This window comes from Frondihabitans sp. Leaf304 (genome assembly GCF_001423105.1).
In the GTDB taxonomy this organism is placed as follows: Bacteria; Actinomycetota; Actinomycetes; order Actinomycetales; family Microbacteriaceae; genus Frondihabitans.
Genome location: NZ_LMNV01000003.1, coordinates 1 through 21043, shown reverse-complemented (window position 1 = coordinate 21043; position 21043 = coordinate 1). Strand labels below are relative to the sequence as shown.

Here is a 21043-nt window from a genome sequence, read left to right as displayed (position 1 = left end):
CGCGGCGCGAGACCGCCCCATAAAATGGTGCTGTGGCTATCACTCTCGACGACCTTCCCATTCGCGACGACCTCCGAGGTCAGTCGCCCTACGGCGCACCTCAGAAGAAGGTGCCTGTCGCGCTGAACGTCAACGAGAACACCCATCCGATTCCCGAAGACGTGGCTCGCGACATCGTCGAATCCGTCGCCGCCGCTGTACTCGAGGTCAACCGCTACCCCGACCGAGAGTTCACGCCCCTTCGCGAGGCTTTGGCTCGCTATCTCAGTGCTGCCCTCGCGCCCGATGAGGCGATTGAGCCGGCGCAGATCTGGGCGGCGAACGGCTCTAACGAGGTCATTCAGCAGATCCTGCAGGCGTTCGGCGGGCCGGGCCGAACCGCTCTCGGGTTTCCCCCCACCTACTCGATGCACTCCATCATCACCAGGGGCACGGGTACCGAGTGGGTCGAAGCGCCTCGAGACGAGGGTTTCGAGATCTCGCCCGAGACGGTCGCCCGCGAGATCCTCCGGGTCGACCCCGACATCGTGTTCCTGTGCGCGCCCAACAACCCCACGGGCACGCCGGTCGAGCTGGCGACCATCGAGGCGGCCTATGAGGCTGCCCGGGGCATCGTCCTGGTCGACGAGGCGTACGCCGAATTCATGCCCGCCGATCGACCCTCGGCGGTCACGCTCCTCGAAGGGCGACCCCGTCTGCTCGTCTCCCGCACTATGAGCAAGGCGTTCGCGTTCGCGGGTGCCCGAGTCGGCTACCTCGCAGCCGACCCTGCGGTGATCGACGCGCTCCGACTCGTGCGGCTTCCATACCACCTGTCGTCGTTGACGCAGGCCGCCGCCGTCGCCGCCCTCCGGCACGCCAACGAGATGCTCGCCATGGTCGACGACATCAAGGCGCAGCGTGACCGTATCGTCGAGACGCTCACCGAGCTCGGCTATCACCCGTGGCCGACGTGGTCGAACTTCGTCCTCTTCGGCGGCGTCGTCGATCCCGAGGCGGTCTTCGAGCAGCTCCTCGCTCGCGGCATCATCGTGCGCGATCTCGCGATCCCGGGGCACCTGCGCGTGAGCGCCGGTACGGCTGCTGAGACCACGGCGTTCCTCGAGGCCATGAGCGACATTAGGCTCGGAGCATGAGCACAGCGTCCCAGGCGTTCCGCGATCGCACCGCGTCGGTCAGTCGATCTACGAGTGAGTCGAGCATCGACCTGTCTCTCGACCTCGACGGGACGGGCTCGGCGAGCATCGACTCGTCGGTGCCGTTCTTCGATCACCTCCTCACCGCGCTCTCGAAGCACTCACTCATCGACCTCAGTGTCAAGGCCACCGGCGATACCCACATCGACGTGCACCACACGGTCGAAGACATCGGCATCACCTTCGGCACCGCGCTGAAGCAGGCGCTCGGAGACAAGGCGGGCATCCGTCGCTACGGTGACGCGCTCGTGCCCCTCGACGAGGCGTTGGTGCAGGCGGTCGTCGACGTCTCCGGTCGTCCCTATCTCGTGCACACGGGCGAGCCGGCCGGGTTCGAGATGCACCTGATCGGTGGCCACTTCACAGGGTCGATGGTTCGCCACGTCTTCGAGGCGATCGCGTTCCACGCGGGGCTCACCGTGCACGTCACCGTGCTCGGCGGTCGTGATCCGCACCACATCGCCGAGGCAGAATTCAAGGCTTTCGCTCGGGCGCTTCGGGATGCCGTCGAGCCCGATCCTCGCGTCGAGGGTATTCCCTCGACGAAGGGTGCTCTATGACGGCCGCCGGTGCCCGCCCGAAGGTCGTCGTGCTCGACTACGGCAGCGGCAACGTGCACTCGGCCATCAAGGCGCTCGAGCTCGCCGGCGCCGATGTCGAGCTCACTGCCGAGAGCGACCGCGTGGCGAAAGCCGACGGGTTGTTCGTTCCCGGTGTCGGTGCGTTCTCCGCGGTGATGAGCCAGCTTGAGTCCGTCCGCGGCGCCGAAAAGATCGATCGGCGTCTGGCGGGCGGCCGACCCGTCCTCGGTGTCTGTGTCGGAATGCAGGTGCTCTTCGACCGGAGCGTCGAGCGTGGCTCCGAGGTCGACGGCCTCGGCGAATGGCCCGGCGTCATCGACGAGTTGAAGGCGGAGGTTCTGCCGCACATGGGCTGGAACACCGTCGACGCGCCGACCGAGTCGCTTCTCTTCGACGGCGTCCGCGACGAGCGCTTCTACTTCGTCCACTCCTTCGCGGCCCAGTCCTGGAGCCTCGAGGGGCACGGGGCCCGCAAGGGCCCGCTCGTCACCTGGGGCGATCACGGCGGTCCGTTCGTCGCCGCGGTCGAGAACGGCCCCCTCTGGGCCACCCAGTTCCACCCCGAGAAGTCGGGCCAACCCGGCATCCGCCTGCTGACCAACTGGCTGCAGACGCTGTAGTCCGCCGACGAAGCCGGCCGTGCCGGATCCTTCATCTCTCCGCCCTTCCTCCCCAGAAAGCACCATGAGCGAGATCATCTCCACCCCCGCCCTCACCCTTCTTCCGGCTGTCGACGTCGCCGACGGCAAGGCGGTCCGCCTCACCCAGGGGGAGGCCGGCACCGAGACGAACTACGGCGATCCGGTCGATGCAGCAGCCGACTGGAAAGACCAGGGTGCTGAATGGCTGCACCTCGTCGACCTCGACGCCGCCTTCGGTCGAGGGCACAACCGGGAGGTCATCCACCGAGTGATCAAGCAGGTCACCGGCATCCACGTCGAGTTGTCGGGCGGTATCCGCGACGACGCGTCCCTCGAGGCCGCACTCGAGACCGGCGTCAAACGCATCAACCTCGGCACGGCCGCGCTCGAAAACCCGGAGTGGGCGGCGTCGGTCATCGCACGCTACGGCGACGCCATCGCGGTCGGGCTCGATGTGCGCGGCACCACGCTGGCCGCACGGGGCTGGACCAAAGAGGGCGGCGACCTGTTCGAGGTGCTGGCTCGGCTCGAAGACGCAGGCTGCGCTCGATACGTGGTGACCGACGTCACGAAAGACGGCACCCTCCAGGGTCCCAACGTCGAGCTGCTGAAGCAGGTCATGAAGAAGACCGATCGCCCCGTCGTCGCGTCCGGCGGTATCTCGAGCCTCGACGACCTGATCGCTCTTCGCGAATTGGTGCCCCACGGCCTCGAGGGCGCAATCGTGGGCAAGGCGCTGTACGCCGGTGCGTTCACTCTTGCGGCTGCCCTCGACGTCGCCGGGCGCTGATGGCGGCGAGTTCCCACCACGGCGATCACGGCGATTCCGATCGAGACAGTGCGGGCACACCCTGGGCCGGCCGAACTTTTCAGGCGCACGACATGGCCTACGCCGCCGATGACGGAACAGCCGATGCAGGGCTTCTCGACGCGCTGAAGCGTTTCCGCGCCCAGGAGGTCGGCGAGTCGGCTGTCGTCGACGCGCTGCGCTCGGCCCGTCTGCTGATCCCGCTGATCGCCCACGCGGGCGACGAGGGCGTCAACGAGCACGGCGTGACCGTCGACAAGACTCAAGAACTCGCGATCGTCACCGTCGAAGGCCCTGACGGGCGGAGCGTGCTACCGGCCTTCACCTCGGTCTCGGCCCTCTCGACCTGGAACCCCACGGCTCGGCCTGTGCCGGCCGAAGCTCGACGCGTGGCCATCGCGGCGGCGGGGGAGTCGACCGAACTCCTGGTGCTCGATCCCGGCTCCGAGACCGAGTTCGGCATCCGACGACCTGCACTGTGGGCGCTCGCCCAAGACCTGCCGTGGGTGGCGTCCTACGCCGACGACGAGGTGGCAGAGGCTTTTCTGCGTCCCACCTCCGACGAGCAGTCCGTCGCCAGCGTCACGGTCGCCGCTTCGTCGGCGAGGGCACGACTGAGTGGCCCCGAGCTCGTCGTCGAGCTGAGGCTGAGGCCGGGCCTTGATCGCGACGCGCTGGCAGAACTGATCGCGAGACTTCAGTCCGCCTGGGCGTCCGATGAGGTCATCGCGAAGCGCGTCGACAGCATGGCCGTTCGCGTCGTGGCTGCGGTCTGACGACAGAGGGCGCTCGACAAGGATCCGGGTGCGGCGCCGCGGACCGTCCCGTCAGTTGACCGGGCCGGTGTACTTCTCGCCCGGCCCCTTGCCCACCGGATCGGCGATGGGCGACGCCTCGCGGAACGCCAGCTGCACGGTGCGGAGCCCGTCGCGAAGGGCGCGGGCGTGGGTGTCGCCGATCTCGGGCGCCGCGGCAGTAACCAGCCCGGCCAGGGCCGTGATGAGTTTGCGGGCCTCGTCGAGGTCGATCTGGGTCTCGGGTGCGTCGGCGAGCCCGAGCTTGACGGCGCTCGCACTGAGTAGGTGAACCGCGACCGTGTTGATGACCTCGACCGCCGGAACATCGGCGATATCGCGCTCGGCCCCGATCTCTTCGACCCCGTCGCCCACCGTGTCGTAAGGGGAGATGTGGTCGTCGGCTGGCGGGTTGTGGCTCACAAGCGATCTCTCTGCTAGGCTTCATGCGGCTACGGGGCTTTATGCCCTGTTCGAAAGAGGAGTTCCTCCCACCCGCGACTTCAACGTTACCGGGTAGTTACACCCCGCACGGCATCGAGACGAAGGTTTCGAGGCCAGCAGCTCTAAGGGTGTCGTGTTGGCGTAAGCCGGCATGTGACTTCCTCTTTTTCGCCCGCCCGACCACCCGTCGAGTGTTGATCAAGAATTAGAGGAGTCCCGCATCAGCGATCCCCGTACCAACGACCGCATCCGCGTCCCTGAGGTCCGACTTGTCGGGCCCGCCGGCGAGCAGGTGGGCGTTGTCCCCATCGCCATGGCCCTGCGTCTCGCGCAAGAGGCCGACCTGGATCTGGTCGAAGTTGCACCGAACTCGAAGCCGCCCGTGGCAAAGATCATGGATTACGGCAAGTTCAAGTACGAGGCTGCGCAGAAGGCCAAAGAGGCTCGGCGCAACCAGGCGAACACGATTCTCAAAGAGGTCCGTTTTCGCCTGAAGATCGACAAGCACGACTACGAGACCAAGCTCAAGCGCGCTGAGGGCTTCCTCCAGTCGGGCGACAAGGTCAAGGCCATGATCTTGTTCCGAGGCCGCGAGCAGTCGCGACCCGAGCAGGGCGTGCGTCTGCTTCAGCGCTTCGCCGAAGATGTCGCCGAGTGGGGCACCGTCGAGAACAACCCCACGATCGATGGCCGCAACATGGTCATGGTGATCGGCCCGCTGAAGAACAAGGCCGAGGCGAAGGCCGAATCCGAGGCTCGCAAGCAGGCCAACAAGCCCCCCAAGCACCCCGCCCCCGCGGCAGCCGACGCTGCCGTCGCCGAGACCACGACCACCGAGGCATCGGCCGAGTAGGCACCACCTACTCGTTCCGCCCCGAGGTTCCAGAGAAGAAAGCAACGACTATGCCCAAGATGAAGACCCACTCCGGCTCGAAGAAGCGGTTCAAGGTCACCGGCACCGGCAAGCTGATGAAGCAGCAGGCCGGCATGCGTCACAACCTCGAGGTCAAGAGCGCGAAGCGCAAGGCCCGCCTGAACCAAGACCAGGTGCTGGCCCCGGCCGACGCCAAGGTCATCAAGAAGCTTCTCGGCCGCTGACCCCTGGTCGGCATCCGTCTAATCGTTAGGAACTAAGAACAATGGCAAGAGTCAAGAGAGCGGTCAACGCCGCCAAGAAGCGTCGCGTCGTCCTCGAACGCGCCGAGGGCTACCGCGGTCAGCGTTCGCGCCTGTACCGCAAGGCCAAGGAGCAGGTCACTCACTCCCTCGTCTACTCGTACCGCGACCGCCGTGCCAAGAAGGGCGAGTTCCGTCGCCTGTGGATCCAGCGCATCAACGCTGCGTCGCGCGCGAACGGCCTCACCTACAACCGCCTCATCCAGGGTCTCGCCCTGGCTGGCGTCGAGGTCGACCGCCGTATCCTCGCCGACCTCGCTGTCAACGAGCCCGCCACGTTCGCTGGCCTCGTCGCAACCGCCAAGGCTGCGCTTCCCGCCGACACGTCGGCCCCCAAGGTCGAGGCCGCGTAGGTTTCGTTCCCCTGGTCGTGTCTCGTGGCTGGGCACGCCGCTCTCCCCGTAGGGTGGGGGCGTGCCCAGCAACCAGATGATCGACAACCCCCGTTCGCCGCGAGTGCGGGCGGTGGCCAAACTGGCCAAGAGAGACGCCCGGTCTGAGACCGGGCTTTTTCTGTTAGAAGGCCCGCAGGCGGTCACCGAGGCCCTGACGTTCCGCCCCGAGCTGGTGGTCGAGCTGTTCGCGACGCCGACAGCCCTCGAGCGGTACACCGAGCTGGCTCAGGCTGCCGTCGATGCGGGCGTCGAGATCGAGTTCGTCACCGAGCAGGTGCTCACGGCTATGGCTGACACGGTCACGCCGCAAGGTCTCGTCGCGGTCTGCCGTCAGTTCCCGACCGCGATCAAAGACATCTTCGCCGACGACGGCCCGCGACTCATCGCGATCCTCGAAGAGGTACGCGACCCCGGCAACGCGGGCACCATCATCCGCGCCGCCGATGCGGCGGGCGCCGATGCCGTCATCATGACGGGGCGCAGCGTCGATCTCTACAACCCCAAGGTCGTGCGGGCGACGACAGGTTCGCTGTTCCACGTTCCGGTCGCGGTCGGCCTCGAACTCTCCGCCGTTCTCTCTCGGTGCACCGAGGCTGGGGTCCGCGTGCTTGCCGCCGACGTGAAAGGCGACGATCTCCTCGCCGCGCGCAAGGAGGGCATTCTCGCCGACCCCACCGCGTGGCTCTTCGGCAACGAGGCTCGTGGGCTCACCGACGAAGACCTCGCCCGCGCCGATCGCGCCGTCGTCGTGCCGATCTACGGCCACGCCGAGAGCATGAACCTCGCCACCGCTGCGTCGGTCTGCCTCTACGAGAGTGCGTTCGCTCAGCGCTCCTGATGCCTGGCGGCGGTTGCCCAGCGCGGCTGAATGCGTCGAGAGTGCTCGAAGTGGTCTCTGATCGGCTCTAAGGCCCCGATAGGAGCACGCTCGAGGATCGTCAGGAACGGCCGTCCGGGAGATGATGTGGTCTCCACGGGCACGCACCCACCGGCAGTTCTCCCCATCTCGATAACCGGACCGTCTTAGCGAGCCGGGCCGTCGGATCCTGGTCTCATGACTCGACCAGCATCCCTTCCAGCTTCCATTAGAGGCGGACCGTTCTCGACGTCTCAAGCACTCACCCTCGGTGTTACTCGAGATCGCCTTCGCTCGAGCGATCTGGTCGCGCCCTTCCACGGTGTCCGTGCGGCCAGCATGCCGGCAGACGCTCTCGAGGCGGCTCGCTCCTACGCCTCGCGGCTGCCGCCCGACTCATGGTTCAGTCACGTCACTGCGGCGGCGCTCTGGGGTCTGCCGCTACCTTTCCGATTTCTGCATCCCAAGGCGCCCGTGCATGTGACGACTCGCAGTGCGGATCGGAGCATTCGCGGCAGGGGTGTGGTCGGCCATCGGTCGGTGGGCCGGGGAGCCCTGGCCGTGCGATCGGGGCTGCCCCTCTCGCATCCGGTGGCAACCTGGGTTGAGCTAGCTCCCCTGCTCTCGGTCGACGAGCTCATCCGGATGGGCGACGCCCTCGTCGATCCCCATCGATCCGGCCTCACCCGCGACGATCTTGCTCTCGCCTGTCGGCAAGCGGTCGGTCGCCGCGGGTGCGTGAACCTCCGGCGTGCCTTTGCTGAGGTCCGAGAGGGATCGCGGTCGCCGGCCGAGACCGATCTGCGTCTCGCCATCACCCGGGGCGGTCTTCCGATGCCCTTCTTGAATGTCGACGTGCACACCGCCAGAGGACGATTCCTCGGTCAACCCGATTTGACCTATGGCCTCGCGCGGCTGGTGATCGAATACGAGGGCGATCACCACCGGACCGACGTGGCGACTTTCCGTTCTGACATCGAGCGGCGCGAGCGTTTCGAGGACGAGGGTTGGCGAGTCCTCAGGGTCACGGGCGGCGACGCGCGTCAGCGTTTCGTCCGAGCGATTGAGCGCATCGGTCGGCTCCTGTGCGAGCGTCGGCCGCGATGATGTCTGGCACCAGGTCGAACGTGCCCGAATGGGCCTCTTATCGGCCGAATCAGCCCCATCTGGGCACTTTCGGCGACGAGGTAGAGACGATCGGGCTCGAAGGCGAGCATTCGGTAGGCTTGCTTCTCGTGTCAGACACGCCAGCAATCTCCGAAGACTCCGTCGCGAGTGCCGTCGATTCCGCCCTAGAAGCGGTTCAGGCGGCCTCCACCGTCGCCGAGCTGAAGGCGGTGCGGTCCGACCATGTCGGCGAGGCGTCGATGCTGGCGCGCATGAACGCCGGTCTCCGCTCGCTGCCGAACGATCAGAAGGCCGCCGCTGGCAAACTGATGGGGGCAGCCCGGGGCCGTGTCGCTCAGGCTGTCGCGGCTCGAGAGGCCGAGCTGGCCGTCGCCGAAGAGGCCGCACGACTCGAGTCCGAGCGCATCGACGTGACCGCGCTGCCGGTCCGGCGCCGACAGGGCAGCCGCCACCCGCTGAGCCTCCTGCAAGAGAAGATGGCCGACATCTTCGTGAGCATGGGGTGGGAGCTCTCCGAGGGGCCCGAGCTCGAGCATGAGTGGTTCAACTTCGATGCACTGAACTTCGATGCCGACCACCCGGCCCGAGCGATGCAAGACACTTTCTTCGTCGAGCCCGTCGACCGTCACCTGCTGTTGCGCACGCACACCTCGCCCGTGCAGATCCGCACGCTCCTGTCGAAAGAGCTGCCCGTCTACAACGTCGCCACGGGGCGGGTCTTCCGCACCGACGAGCTCGACGCCACGCACACACCCGTCTTCACGCAGATCGAGGGCATCGCCATCGACAAGGGCCTCACGATGGCTCACCTGCGTGGCACGCTCGAGCACCTGGCCCGCCAGATGTTCGGCGACGAGGCGCAGATCCGCCTTCGCCCCAACTACTTCCCGTTCACCGAGCCCAGCGCCGAGATGGACGTCTGGCAGCCGAACGCCAAGGGTGGCGCGCGGTGGGTCGAGTGGGGTGGTTGCGGCATGGTCAACCCGAACGTCCTTCGTGCGGCGGGTATCGACCCCGACGAATACCAAGGCTTCGCCTTTGGAATGGGAATCGAGCGAACCCTGCAGTTCCGCAACGACCTCAACGACATGCGCGACATGGTCGAGGGCGATGTTCGTTTCAGTGAGCAGTTCGGAATGGTGGTCTGATGCGCGTCCCTCTCTCGTGGCTCGGCGAATACGTCGATCTTCCCGAAGACGTCACGCTCGAGCACGTCCATGCGGCGCTGGTGAGCGTCGGCTTCGAAGAAGAAGACGTTCATCTCTCTGACGTGACGGGCCCGCTCGTCGTGGGGCAGGTACTCGAGTTCACGCCCGAGCCCCAAAAGAACGGCAAGACCATCAACTGGTGCCGCATCGCGGTCGGCCCGAACCCCGAGACCGACGAAGCCGACGTGCGCGGCATCGTCTGCGGCGCGCACAACTTCGCCGTGGGCGACAAGGTCGTGGTGAGCCTGCCGGGTGCGGTGCTTCCCGGGCCGTTCCCGATCGCGGCGCGCAAGACCTACGGGCACGTGTCCGACGGCATGATGGCTTCGACGCGCGAGCTCGGTCTCGGCGATGAGCACGACGGCATCCTGCTGCTCAAAGACCTCGGCCTCGATCCCGAAGTCGGCGCCGATGCGATCTCGCTGCTCGGGCTCGACGACGCAGCAGTCGAGATCAACGTGACACCGGATCGTGGCTACGCCTTCAGCATCCGCGGTGTCGCCCGCGAGTATTCGCACGCCACAGGGGCCGCCTTCAAGGATCCCGCAGCCGCACTCACGCCGACGACTCGCAGCGACTTCTCCGTCACCGTGGCCGACGCCGCTCCGGTCCGCGGTCGAGGCGGGGTCAGCACCTTCACGACCGCCGTCGTCCGAGGCATCGACGCCACGCGTCCGACTCCGCCGTGGATGCGCTCCCGCCTCCGGCTCGTCGGCGTCCGCTCGATCTCGCTGCCCGTCGACATCACGAACTACGTGATGCTCGAGACGGGTCAGCCGTTGCACGCCTACGACCTCGACAAGCTCGTCGGCGGTCTCACCGTTCGTCGCGCGGCTCCGGGGGAGCACCTCACCACTCTCGACGGACGCGACCGCGCCCTCGACGTCGAAGACCTCCTTATCACCGACGACGAGGGCCCCGTCGGCCTCGCCGGCGTCATGGGCGGAGAGCGCACCGAGGTCTCGGCGACGACGACAGACGTGGTCATCGAGGCCGCGACCTTCGAGCCGATCAGCATCGCGCGCACTGCGCGCCGCCACAAGCTGCCGAGCGAGGCGTCGCGACGCTTCGAGCGCGGGGTCGACCCGGCCGTGGCGGCGCCAGCTGCAGAGCGCGCAGTCGAACTGCTGGTGGAGTTGGCAGGCGGAACGAGCGACGTCCTCGGATCCTCGTTCGACGAATCCGTCACCCCCGCCTCCGTCTTCCTCGCCGAAGACCGCGCCTCGCGCCTCATCGGCGTCGACTACACCGCGGCCGAGGTCGAAGAATCCCTGCTGGCGATCGGTGCCGACGTCGCTGTCGTCGACGGTGGCTTCGCCGTCACGCCGCCGACGTGGCGTCCCGACCTGACCACCGATGCCGACCTCGTCGAAGAGGTGGCTCGAATCACGGGCTACGACCGCATTCCGTCGGTCTTGCCCGTCGCGCCTCCCGGTCGAGGTCTCACTCGCGAGCAGGTGCTGCGCCGCGCTGTGTCGACCGGGCTCGCTGCGGCCGGCTTGACCGAGGTGTTCGCGTATCCGTTCCTGTCGCCGGAGAAGAACGGGGCGTTCGCGCCGGTCCGTGATCACGCCGCTGGTGTCACGCCGGTGACGCTGGCAAATCCGCTCGACACCGCCGCTGGCGAGATGCGGATGTCGCTGATTCCGGGGCTTCTCGAGACGGCCCGCCGCAACATTTCGCGTGGTCTGCTCGACCTTGCGCTGTTCGAGTCGGGTTCGGTGTTCTTCGTCGCCTCGACGGATCCTTCAACGACAGCCCCGACGGATGCCTCCACCGAAGCCGCTGCACCGGGAACGGACTTCATCCCGGTCGGTGCCGCCAGGCCCTCCGACGAAGTCCTCGCCGAGCTCAACGCCAGCCTTCCCGAGCAGCCGCGCCACCTCGCACTGCTGCGCGCGGGTTCGACGATCGAGCGTCAGCCGGGGCAGCCCGCCGTGCAGGCCGATCTCGCCGACGTGCTCGACGACGTGCGGGTGGCTCTTCGGGCGATCGGTGCCGAGTTGACGGTTCGTCAGGGTCGTCACCCGTCTCTGCACCCCGGCCGCGCGGCCGAGCTGGTGGTCGCGGGCGAACTCCTCGGTGCCGCCGGCGAGCTGCTTCCCGCTCTGGCTGCCGAGCTCGATCTGCCCCGTGGGCTCGTCGTCGCCGAGTTCGATCTGGATCGTGCCATGGAGCTCGCCCGGGTCGAATTGCAGCCCGAGCCGATCTCGGCGTTCCCGATCGCGACTCAAGATCTGTCTCTGGTAGTCGGCGCCGATGCGCCCGCCGGCGAGGTGCTCGAATCGGTCGTGCTCGGCGCGGGTGAGCTTCTCGAGTATGCTCGCCTCGTGGACGACTACCGTGGCGAAGGCATCGATGAGGGCTCGAAGTCCCTCACGTTCGCGCTGCGGTTCCGCGCGACCGATCGCACCCTGACCGCCGCCGAGGCCTCCGAGGCCAAGGCCGGCGCCGTCCGTCTGGCTGGCGAGCGATTCGGGGCGACTCTCCGCGACTGACCGTCGCGAGGCGTCGCCGCCCCGATCCCGTCCAGTCGAACATTAGGGTAGAAGCATGCCTTTATCCGTCGCCGTTGCAGGCGCAAGCGGTTACGCAGGCGGGGAGCTCCTCCGGCTCCTCGCTCAGCATCCAGAATTCGAAGTGACCACCGTCACGGCGTTCAAGAATGCCGGCCAGCCGCTCATCGCGGCCCAGCCGCACCTCCGTTCTCTTGCGCACCTGACACTCGTCGAGACGACTCCCGAGAACCTCGTCGGCCACGACGTGGTGTTCCTCGCTCTGCCACATGGCAAGTCCGGTGAGATCACCGCCCAGCTGCCGAGCGAGACCCTCGTCGTCGATTGCGGCGCTGACCACCGGCTCACCAGCGAAGACGACTGGGCTGCTTTCTACGGCGGCGAGTTCTACGGTGCGTGGACGTACGGCATGCCCGAGTTGCTCCACGCCGGCGGCAGCAAGCAGCGCGACGAGATCGTCGGGGCGACCCGCATCGCGGTGCCGGGCTGCAACGTGACCGCCATGACCCTCGGGCTCGCTCCGGGCGTCGAGGCCGGGTTGGTGTCGGCTAACGACATCGTCGCGGTTCTCGCCGTGGGCCCGTCGGGCGCCGGCAAAGCGCTCAAGCCGCACCTCCTCGCCAGCGAGATGCTCGGTTCGGCCTCCGCGTACGGTGTGGGCGGAACCCACCGGCACATCCCCGAGACCCAGCAAAATCTCCGGGTCGCCGGCGCCACCGACGTGACGCTCTCCTTCACCCCGATGCTCGTGCCGATGGCGCGGGGCATTCTCGCGACGACCACCGCGAAGCTCGCTCCCGGCGTGACCGAGGCCGACATCCGCCGCGCGTGGGAGGCCGCGTACGCCGACGAGCGGTTCGTGCATGTGCTGCCCGCGGGGGAGTACCCGCGAGTCGCCGACACTCTCGGCGCGAATGTCTGCCTCATCGGGCTCTCGGTCGACGAGGCAGCCGGCCGCGTCATCGTCGTCAGCGCCCTCGACAACCTCGCAAAGGGCACGGCCGGTGCTGCCGTCCAGTCGACGAACATCGCCCTCGGATTCCCCGAGACCCTTGGTCTCACCACGAACGGAGTCGCCCCGTGAGCGTCACAGCAGCACAGGGCTTCGAGGCCTCCGGCGTCGTCGCCGGCCTCAAGTCGACCGGTAAACCCGACGTTGCGCTGGTGGTCAACCGCGGTCGCAGGGCCGCGGTCGCCGGTGTCTTCACGAGCAACCGTGCCAAGGCGCACCCCGTCATCTGGTCGCAGCAGGTGGTGGCCGACGGCGAGGCCCGGGCGGTCGTGCTCAACTCGGGCGGGGCCAACTGCTTCACCGGGCCGTTCGGCTTCCAGACCACGCACCTCACGGCTGAGACAGTCGCCGAGGCGCTCGATATCGGCGCGGGCGACGTGGTCGTCTGCTCGACCGGTCTTATCGGCGTGGGCGACCAGACCTTCCGCGACAAGGTGATCGCAGGATCCCAGTCCGCGGTCGTCGAACTGAGCCCGACGGGCGGCACAGCTGCGGCGACTGCCATCATGACGACCGACACGCACGCCAAAGAGGCGGTCGTCCAGGGCGACGGCTGGGTCGTCGGCGGTATGGCGAAGGGTGCCGGCATGCTCGCACCCGGTCTCGCCACCATGCTGGTGGTACTGACGACGGACGCCGACGTGCCGGCAGCGAAGTTGGATTCTGCCCTTCGGAGCGCCACGCACGTCACCTTCGACCGCCTCGATTCCGACGGCTGCATGTCGACGAACGACACGGTCGTCCTGCTCGCCAGCGGCGAGTCGGGCATCACTCCCGACGACGACGCATTCACCCGGGCCGTGACCGCCCTCTGCGCCGACCTCGCCGAGCAGCTCCAGGGTGACGCCGAGGGCGCGTCGCACGACATCACGATCGAGGTCGTGGGTGCGGTCAGCGAAGACGAGGCCGTCGAGGTGGGCCGGTCGCTCGCCCGCAGCAACCTCCTCATGGCCGCGGTGTTCGGCAACGACCCCAACTGGGGCCGCGTTCTCGCCGCCATCGGTACGACCAGCGCGCAGTTCGACCCGTACGACGTCGACGTCTCGTTCAACGGGGTGCGACTCTGTGCCAAGGGCACACCCGACCGCCCCGTGACCGACTGCGATATGAGTCCGCGAGCACTGCGGATCCTTCTCGATCTGCATGCCGGCCCCGCGACGGCGACCATCCTGACGAACGATCTCACGCACGACTACGTGCATGAGAACAGCGCGTACTCGAGCTGAGGGCGTGAGCATGGATACCGAGCACGCCACACAGTCCGAGCAGGCCCTGGCCGCGGTCAAGGCCGCAACGCTCATCGAGTCGCTGCCGTGGCTGCTGAACTACCGCGACCGGGTGGTCGTCGTGAAGTTCGGTGGCAACGCCATGATCAACGACGATCTCAAGCGCGCCTTCGCCGAAGACATGGTGTACCTCCGCACGGTGGGGCTGCACCCGGTCGTCGTGCACGGGGGAGGGCCGCAGATCTCGGCCGCGCTCAAGGCGGCCGGCATCGAGTCGGAGTTTCGTGGCGGATATCGGGTCACGACGACCGAGGCGATCTCGGTCGTGCGCGACGTGCTGGCAGGCGAGGTCAACCGCGAGATCGTCGACATGATGAACGAGCACGGCGATCTCGCGCGCGGTGTCTTCAGCGACGGCACCGACGAGGCCAAGCTCTTCGAAGGGCATGTCCGCGGCGTGGAGGTCGACGGCGAGACCTTCGATCTGGGGCACGTCGGCGACATCACCGACGTCGATCCGTCGCGCGTCCTCGCCGAGATCGCGGCCGGCCGGATCCCGGTCGTCTCTTCCATCGCCGTGAACGACATGGATCCCGATTCGGCGCTCAACGTGAACGCCGATGCCGCGGCGGCCGCCCTGGCGATCGCCCTGCAGGCGTCCAAGTTGATCATGCTGACCGACGTGCCCGGTCTGTACTCCGACTGGCCGAACCGCGACTCGCTCGTGGCGCTGATCACCGTCGACGAACTCACCGGCCTCCTGCCGAGCCTCGAGAGCGGCATGATCCCCAAGATGACCGCCTGCCTCGACGCCGTCGTCGCGGGCGTCGGCGGGGCGACCATCATCGACGGTCGCATTCCGCATTCCATCCTCCTTGAGATCTTCACCCAGCGCGGTGCGGGCACCGAGGTCATCCCCAACAGCAGACGAACGCACGAGCAGAAGAGAGGACAGTCATGACCACGACCACCCCGACCACCGAAGGCACGTGGCAGCGCCGATTCGGTGACTCCATCATGAAGAGCCTTTCGACTCCCAAGGTCATGCTCGAGCGCGGCGAAGGCTGCCAGGTCTGGGACGTCGAGGGTAAGCGCTACCTCGACTTCCTCGCCGGTATTGCCGTCAACGCCCTGGGCCACGCCCACCCGGTTCTCGTCGAGGCGGTCTCCAAGCAGGCCGCGACGCTGATCCATGTGTCGAACTACTTCGCGACTCCGTCGCAGGTCGAACTAGCCGAGCGCCTCAAGGCCATCTCGGGAGCCGGCGAGCAGGGTCGGGTCTACTACGGCAACTCGGGAGCCGAGGCCAACGAGGCCGCCTTCAAGCTGCTGCGCCTCAACAAGGGCCCCGACGGCACGAAGACCAGGATCCTCGCCCTCCAGTCCTCGTTCCACGGCCGCACCATGGGCGCCCTGGCCCTTACCGGCAAACCGGCGCTCCGCGAGCCCTTCGAACCTATGCTTCCCGGCGTGGAGCACATCGACACGACGATCGAGGCGCTCGAGCACTCGATCGACGACCGTGTCGCGGGCATCATCATCGAGCCGATCAAGGGCGAGGCCGGCGTCGTCGACCTTCCCGAGGGGTTCCTCCAGGCCGCGCGCGAGCTGACGGCCAAGCACGGTGCGCTTCTGATTCTCGACGAGATCCAGACGGGTATCGGCCGCACGGGCACCTGGTTCAGCTTCCAGCAGTTCGGCATCGTGCCAGACGCGATCACCGTCGCGAAGGGTATCGCCGGGGGAATCCCGATCGGTGCGCTCGTGACGTTCGGCGACACCAGCGACCTGTTCGAGGCCGGTCAGCACGGCTCGACTTTCGGCGGGAACCCCTTCGCCACGTCGGCGGCGAACGCGGTCCTCGGTGAGATCGAGTCCGCGGGCCTGGTCGAGAATGCCCGCGTTCGGGGCGAGCAGATCCGGGCCGCCATCACGGCGATCGCGTCGCCGCACGTGAAGGAGGTCCGCGGGCGCGGGCTCCTCATCGGAGTGGGCCTGCACGAGCCGATCGCCAACGAGATCTCGGCCCGCTGCCTCGAGGCGGGGCTTATCGTCAATGCCGCCAACGACTCCAGCATCCGCATCGCTCCGCCGCTCATCGTCGGCGATTCCGAGATCGCCGAGTTCACCGAGATCTTCACCTCCGTTCTGAAAGGTCTCGCATGACCCGCCACTTCCTCCGCGACGACGATCTGAGTCCCGCCGAGCAGTCTGCCGTCCTCGATCTCGCCGAAACTCTCAAGGCGGATCGCTACAAGGCTCGTCCGCTCGAGGGCCCGCAGACGGTCGCCGTGATCTTCGACAAGTCGTCGACGCGCACCCGTGTCTCGTTCGCCGTCGGCATCGCCGACCTCGGGGGAGTCCCGCTCATCATCGCCACCGCCTCGAGCCAGCTCGGGGGCAAGGAGACGCCCAGCGACACCGCTCGCGTGCTCGAGCGCCAGGTCGCCGCCATCGTCTGGCGCACCTACGGCCAGGCCGGATTGGAAGAGATGGCCGAGGGCACCACGGTGCCGGTCGTCAACGCCCTCTCCGACGACTTCCACCCGTGCCAGCTGCTCGCCGATCTGCTGACGATCCGCGAGCAGAAGGGTGCTCTCGAGGGCCTCACCGTCGCGTTCGTGGGCGACGGCCGGTGCAACATGGCCCAGTCGTACCTCCTCGCGGGCACGACTGCGGGCATGCACGTTCGCATCGGAGCCCCCGAGGAGTTCGCTCCCGAGGCCGCTGTCGTCGCCGATGCTCAGCGGATCGCCGCCACCACGGGCGGCTCCGCTCAGGTGATCACCAACGCCGTCGACGCCGTTCGCGGCGCCGATATTGTCGTCACCGACACCTGGGTGTCGATGGGCAAAGAAGACGAGAAGGCTCACCGGGTCGCGACCTTCGGCTCGTACAAGGTCGACCAGGCGCTCCTTGCCGAGGCCGATGACGACGCCATCTTCTTGCACTGCCTTCCCGCCGATCGTGGCTACGAGGTAGCGGCCGACGTTATCGACGGCCCCCGCAGCGTCATCTGGGATGAGGCGGAGAACCGTCTTCACGCGCAGAAGGCGCTTCTCACCTGGCTCCTGGAGCAGAAGTGACGGGCGGCAACCGGGCCGCGGAGGCCGGCGCGCTCTGGGGCGGCCGCTTCGCATCCGGTCCCAGCCCCGAGCTCACGGCGCTGAGTAAGTCGACGCAGTTCGACTGGCAGCTCTACCCCTACGACATCGCAGGATCCCGCGCGCACGCCACCGCTTTGAATGCCGCCGGCTACCTGACCGCCGATGAGCTCCACGGCATGCTCACGGCTCTCGACACGCTCGAGCGCGGCGTGGCTGACGGTACCTACACGGCGGCCGAGAGCGATGAAGACGTGCACTCGGCCCTCGAACGGCACCTGATGTCGATCACCGGGCCGGAGCTCGGTGGCAAGCTCCGTGCCGGTCGCAGCCGCAACGATCAGATCGCGACTCTCGTGCGGATGTATCTCCGCGACCACGGCCTCGTAATCGCGAGACTCGTCACCGACCTCATCGACGCGATCGTCGCGCAGGCGACCGCGCACGATACCGCCGTCATGCCGGGTCGTACCCACCTCCAGCACGCCCAGCCGGTGCTCCTCGCCCACCACCTCCTCGCTCACGCGTGGCCTCTGGTGCGCGATCTCGAGAGGATCCGCGACTGGTCACGACGGGCGAGTGCGTCGCCGTACGGATCAGGGGCGCTGGCCGGATCGTCGCTGGGCCTGGATCCTGCGCTCGTCGCCCGGGAGCTCGGCTTCGACCGAACCACCGAGAACTCGATCGACGCGACCGCCAGCCGTGATGTCGTCTCGGAGTTCGCCTTTGTGACGGCCTCCATCGGCATCGACCTGTCGCGGCTCGCCGAAGAGGTGATCCTCTGGAACACCCGCGAGTTCGGCTTCGTCAAGCTGCACGACGGCTTCTCGACCGGGTCGTCGATCATGCCGCAGAAGAAGAACCCCGATATCGCCGAGCTCGCTCGCGGAAAGTCGGGCCGTCTCATCGGCAACCTCACGGGGCTCCTCGCGACGTTCAAGGGTCTGCCTCTCGCGTACAACCGCGATCTGCAAGAAGACAAAGAGCCGGTCTTCGACACGGTGACGCAGCTCGAAGTGCTTCTGCCGGCGTTCACCGGGATGATCGCGACGCTCGAGTTCGATGAGGGTCGGCTGGCCGAGTTGGCTCCCCAGGGGTTCTCGCTCGCGACCGACGTCGCCGAGTGGCTGGTCAAGCAGGGTGTGCCGTTCCGAGACGCCCACGAGATCAGCGGTTCGCTCGTGCAGTTCTGCGAGACGAACGGTCTCGACCTCGACGAGCCGACCGACGAGCAGTACCGCGAAGTCTCCGACCATCTCACCCCCGAGATCCGCGCCGTCCTGACCGTCGAGGGATCGATTGCCAGCCGCGACGGGGTCGGGGGCACGGCGCCGAACCGGGTCGCCGAGCAGCTCGTCTCGTTGACGTCGCAGGTGCGGGGCCTCGTCGCCGATCTCGGACTCCAGGCAACGTCATGAGCGATCAGCCGAGGCGGCCGATCCTGCTGCGGGTGGTCATCGTGGTGTGCGTGCTCGTCGTCGTCGCGGCTGTTACCTACACGGTCGTCACCGGCCAGCGTTTCTTCTGATTCGTGACGTCGGTGTCGGCCGCTCTCGCGGCGCCCGCGCTCGAGGTGGCGCCGATGTTGCTCGGCGCGGTGTTCCGGTCGGGGCCCGTGGCTCTTCGGATCACCGAGGTCGAGGCGTACCAGGGGCAGGGTCAGGATCCGGGGTCGCATGCCCACAACGGACCGACTGCCCGCAACTCGAGCATGTGGCTGGCCCCGGGCACCCTCTACGTGTATCTCTCCTACGGAATCCACCGGTGCTTGAATCTCGTCTGCGGGCCTGAAGGGTCCGCTTCGGCAGTGTTGCTTCGTGCCGGTGAGATCGTCGACGGTCTCGAGGTGGCCAGGTCACGCCGACCGGCTGCGCGCCGAGACGTCGAGCTCGCCCGAGGCCCCGGGCGGCTCGGCTCGGCGCTGGGTATCTCGCTCAACGATGACGGTGCGACCATCGACGCGCCGCCATTCACACTGACGCTGCCGACTGAGCAGTCGTTCGACGTCGTAACCGGCCCCCGCGTCGGCGTCGCAGGGTACGCCGGCACAAACGCCTACCCCTGGCGGTTCTGGATCGCCAACGACCCGACGGTGTCGGCGTATCGTCCCGCCGTCTCGCGCCGCCGCGGCTAAAGTTGACGGGTGACGAGTCAGACGACGGCCGACCTCTTGGCCACCCAGGCGAACGATCCCACCTTCGACACCGTGTGGGACGAAATCGTCTATCGCGGACTCGTGCACGTCTCCACCGACGAGGGTGCTCTGCGTGACCTCCTCGGCGGCGACCCGATCACGTTCTACTGCGGATTCGACCCGACCGCACCGAGCCTGCACCTCGGAAACCTGGTGCAGCTGCTCCTCATGCGGCGTCTCCAACTCGCCGGGCACAAGCCGCTCGGGTTGGTCGGCGGATCGACGGGACTCATCGGCGATCCTCGCCCGACGGCGGAGCGCGTACTCAAGACGCGCGAGCAGACGGCCGAGTGGGTGCAGAGCATCCGGGTGCACGTCGAGAAGTTCCTCTCGAGCGAAGGATCCAACGCTCTCCGTGTCGTCAATAACCTCGACTGGACCGAGCCCCTCAGCGCCATCGAGTTCCTTCGTGACATCGGCAAGAATTTCCGAGTCAACACGATGTTGAAGAAGGACGCGGTATCGGCCCGCTTGAACTCCGATGCGGGCATCAGCTACACGGAGTTCAGCTACCAGATCCTCCAAGGGCTCGACTTCCGGGAGCTCTACCGCACGTACGACTGCTTGCTACAGACCGGGGGGAGCGACCAGTGGGGCAACCTCACCAGCGGCACTGAGTTGATTCGTCGCACGGAGGGAGTCGCGGTTCACGCGATCGGCACCCCGCTGATCACCAACTCCGACGGCACCAAATTTGGCAAGAGCGAAGGAAACGCTGTCTGGCTCGACTCGTCGCTCACCTCGCCGTACGCCTTTTACCAGTTCTGGCTGAACCAGGACGACGCCGATGTGGTGGCTCGACTCAAGGTGTTCACGTTCCTTGATCGTGCTGAGATCGAGCGGCTCGAAACGCAGGTTGCCGAGCGTCCGTTCGCTCGCGAAGCTCAGAAGCGTCTTGCTCTCGAGGTGACGGGATTGGTTCACGGCACCGAGGCCGCGCAAGCCGCCATCGACGCCTCGGCGGCGCTTTTCGGTCAGGGCGACTTGGCGGTTCTCCCTTCCGAGGTACTCGAAGCGGCGATTGCCGAATTGCCGCACGCGATCGTCGATCCCTCGACCACCGTGTCGCAGGCTCTCGTCGCCACCGGACTAGTGGCGTCGCTCGGGGCAGCTCGCCGGGCGGCCGCCGAGGGCGGCATCTACGTGAACAACGAGCGGATCAGTGATGATTCGGCACTCGTGGTGTCACTCGCGTTCGACGGGAAGCGAGCTGTTCTTCGACGCGGCAAGAAGACCCTCGCCGGTGTGACCGTCTCGAGTTGAGGCGGTGACGTTGATGGCCCGGTGTGCTCCCCATAGGGAGAAAACCGGGCCATCGTGCGTAAACCCCCGTATTTCCGGGCCTCTCATCGACGACACGCCCGGGATGCAGCCGAGATTTGCCGAGGTGTTCATCCGCCCGTATTGTTTCTTCTTGTCACCCCAAAGGAACGGAAACGGAAGGGCCTAGCGGCTCCTCTTACCGGCCTCAAGCGGGGGCCCTTTCTCCCCGGTTCTTCTTCGACTTCGGTCTTGAACTTCGAACCGGTTGTGAGTAAGGTTGCAAGTCCTCCACCTCCCGGCCAAGGCTGGGCGCAAGGGCCTCTGAGGCTCTTGAAGTCCGTTAGATCTTCTCGAAAGAGCGGGTTTGACAGGGCCCGACGGGGTGGATAAGGTTTCAAAGTTGCCTTGAGCGAAGATGATAAACATCATCGGGTCTCAGGTGCGTTTGGTCCTTGAGAACTCAACAGCGTGCACATTGTCAAATGCCAAATTATACCTCGG

At 66.9% G+C, this 21043-nt stretch carries 21 protein-coding genes; 20 read left to right on the top strand and 1 reads right to left on the bottom strand.

Annotated features, from left to right (window positions below; genetic code table 11):
- Nucleotides 1–32 precede the first annotated feature (32 nt).
- The 5 genes from ASF54_RS10450 (at nt 33) to ASF54_RS10430 (ending at nt 4002) form a co-directional block, all read left to right on the top strand.
- Nucleotides 33–1136, top strand: a complete 1104-nt coding sequence (locus ASF54_RS10450) for a histidinol-phosphate transaminase (protein WP_055962503.1) — start codon at nt 33–35, stop codon at nt 1134–1136.
- Entirely contained in the window at nt 1133–1756 is a 624-nt protein-coding gene (hisB, locus tag ASF54_RS10445; protein ID WP_055962500.1) for an imidazoleglycerol-phosphate dehydratase HisB, read from the top strand. Before ASF54_RS10450 ends, hisB begins: the two co-directional genes overlap by 4 nt.
- Nucleotides 1753–2397 (top strand): imidazole glycerol phosphate synthase subunit HisH, encoded by a 645-nt coding sequence (gene hisH, locus ASF54_RS10440; protein WP_055962497.1) that lies wholly within the window; start codon nt 1753–1755, stop codon nt 2395–2397. Before hisB ends, hisH begins: the two co-directional genes overlap by 4 nt.
- A 64-nt stretch (nt 2398–2461) precedes the next feature.
- Entirely contained in the window at nt 2462–3208 is a 747-nt protein-coding gene (gene priA, locus ASF54_RS10435) for a bifunctional 1-(5-phosphoribosyl)-5-((5-phosphoribosylamino)methylideneamino)imidazole-4-carboxamide isomerase/phosphoribosylanthranilate isomerase PriA (protein ID WP_055962493.1), read from the top strand.
- 92 nt (nt 3209–3300) lie between these two features.
- Complete coding sequence (locus ASF54_RS10430; protein WP_235481031.1) at nt 3301–4002, top strand: SseB family protein; 702 nt, start codon at nt 3301–3303, stop codon at nt 4000–4002.
- A 51-nt stretch (nt 4003–4053) separates the two neighbouring features.
- Here ASF54_RS10430 and ASF54_RS10425 read toward each other — a convergent pair whose 3' ends face one another.
- Nucleotides 4054–4413 (bottom strand): DUF1844 domain-containing protein, encoded by a 360-nt coding sequence (locus ASF54_RS10425; RefSeq protein ID WP_055963859.1) that lies wholly within the window; start codon nt 4411–4413, stop codon nt 4054–4056.
- Between the two features lie 271 nt (nt 4414–4684).
- Here ASF54_RS10425 and infC point away from each other — a divergent pair, with 271 nt between their 5' ends.
- From infC to tyrS, 15 genes are all read left to right on the top strand, one after another.
- The gene (gene infC, locus ASF54_RS10420; RefSeq protein ID WP_084816184.1) at nt 4685–5317 is read left to right on the top strand and encodes a translation initiation factor IF-3; all 633 of its coding nucleotides are present in this window, start codon (nt 4685–4687) and stop codon (nt 5315–5317) included.
- Nucleotides 5318–5367: 50 nt separating this feature from the next.
- Entirely contained in the window at nt 5368–5562 is a 195-nt protein-coding gene (gene rpmI / locus ASF54_RS10415; protein WP_055962484.1) for a 50S ribosomal protein L35, read from the top strand.
- A gap of 41 nt (nt 5563–5603) precedes the next feature.
- Nucleotides 5604–5993, top strand: coding sequence for a 50S ribosomal protein L20 (rplT, locus tag ASF54_RS10410; protein WP_055962480.1), 390 nt, complete (start codon nt 5604–5606; stop codon nt 5991–5993).
- Between the two features lie 76 nt (nt 5994–6069).
- A complete protein-coding gene (locus ASF54_RS10405) occupies nt 6070–6873 on the top strand; it encodes a TrmH family RNA methyltransferase (protein ID WP_055963856.1) in 804 nt (267 codons plus the stop codon).
- Nucleotides 6874–7536: 663 nt separating this feature from the next.
- The gene (locus ASF54_RS10400) at nt 7537–7998 is read left to right on the top strand and encodes a hypothetical protein (protein WP_157510147.1); all 462 of its coding nucleotides are present in this window, start codon (nt 7537–7539) and stop codon (nt 7996–7998) included.
- Between the two features lie 128 nt (nt 7999–8126).
- Entirely contained in the window at nt 8127–9167 is a 1041-nt protein-coding gene (gene pheS, locus ASF54_RS10395; protein ID WP_055963854.1) for a phenylalanine--tRNA ligase subunit alpha, read from the top strand.
- A complete protein-coding gene (gene pheT / locus ASF54_RS10390; RefSeq protein WP_055962475.1) occupies nt 9167–11725 on the top strand; it encodes a phenylalanine--tRNA ligase subunit beta in 2559 nt (852 codons plus the stop codon). Before pheS ends, pheT begins: the two co-directional genes overlap by 1 nt.
- 55 nt (nt 11726–11780) lie before the next feature.
- Nucleotides 11781–12827, top strand: coding sequence for an N-acetyl-gamma-glutamyl-phosphate reductase (argC, locus tag ASF54_RS10385; protein ID WP_055962471.1), 1047 nt, complete (start codon nt 11781–11783; stop codon nt 12825–12827).
- Nucleotides 12824–13981 carry a bifunctional glutamate N-acetyltransferase/amino-acid acetyltransferase ArgJ gene (gene argJ / locus ASF54_RS10380; protein WP_055962468.1) on the top strand — a complete coding sequence of 386 codons (1158 nt, stop codon included), beginning with the start codon at nt 12824–12826 and terminating at the stop codon, nt 13979–13981. The genes argC and argJ overlap by 4 nt, the downstream gene beginning before the upstream one ends.
- Nucleotides 13982–13991: 10 nt before the next feature.
- Nucleotides 13992–14942: an acetylglutamate kinase gene (gene argB / locus ASF54_RS10375; RefSeq protein WP_055962464.1), complete on the top strand. Its 951-nt coding sequence runs from the start codon at nt 13992–13994 to the stop codon at nt 14940–14942.
- A complete protein-coding gene (locus tag ASF54_RS10370; RefSeq protein ID WP_055962461.1) occupies nt 14939–16147 on the top strand; it encodes an acetylornithine transaminase in 1209 nt (402 codons plus the stop codon). Before argB ends, ASF54_RS10370 begins: the two co-directional genes overlap by 4 nt.
- Nucleotides 16144–17067 carry an ornithine carbamoyltransferase gene (gene argF, locus ASF54_RS10365; protein ID WP_055962459.1) on the top strand — a complete coding sequence of 308 codons (924 nt, stop codon included), beginning with the start codon at nt 16144–16146 and terminating at the stop codon, nt 17065–17067. The genes ASF54_RS10370 and argF overlap by 4 nt, the downstream gene beginning before the upstream one ends.
- Nucleotides 17064–18503 (top strand): argininosuccinate lyase, encoded by a 1440-nt coding sequence (gene argH, locus ASF54_RS10360; protein WP_200919611.1) that lies wholly within the window; start codon nt 17064–17066, stop codon nt 18501–18503. Before argF ends, argH begins: the two co-directional genes overlap by 4 nt.
- Before the next feature lie 113 nt (nt 18504–18616).
- Nucleotides 18617–19219: a DNA-3-methyladenine glycosylase gene (locus ASF54_RS10355; RefSeq protein ID WP_235481030.1), complete on the top strand. Its 603-nt coding sequence runs from the start codon at nt 18617–18619 to the stop codon at nt 19217–19219.
- A gap of 9 nt (nt 19220–19228) precedes the next feature.
- A complete protein-coding gene (gene tyrS / locus ASF54_RS10350; protein ID WP_055962452.1) occupies nt 19229–20542 on the top strand; it encodes a tyrosine--tRNA ligase in 1314 nt (437 codons plus the stop codon).
- The last annotated feature ends 501 nt before the right edge of the window (nt 20543–21043 follow it).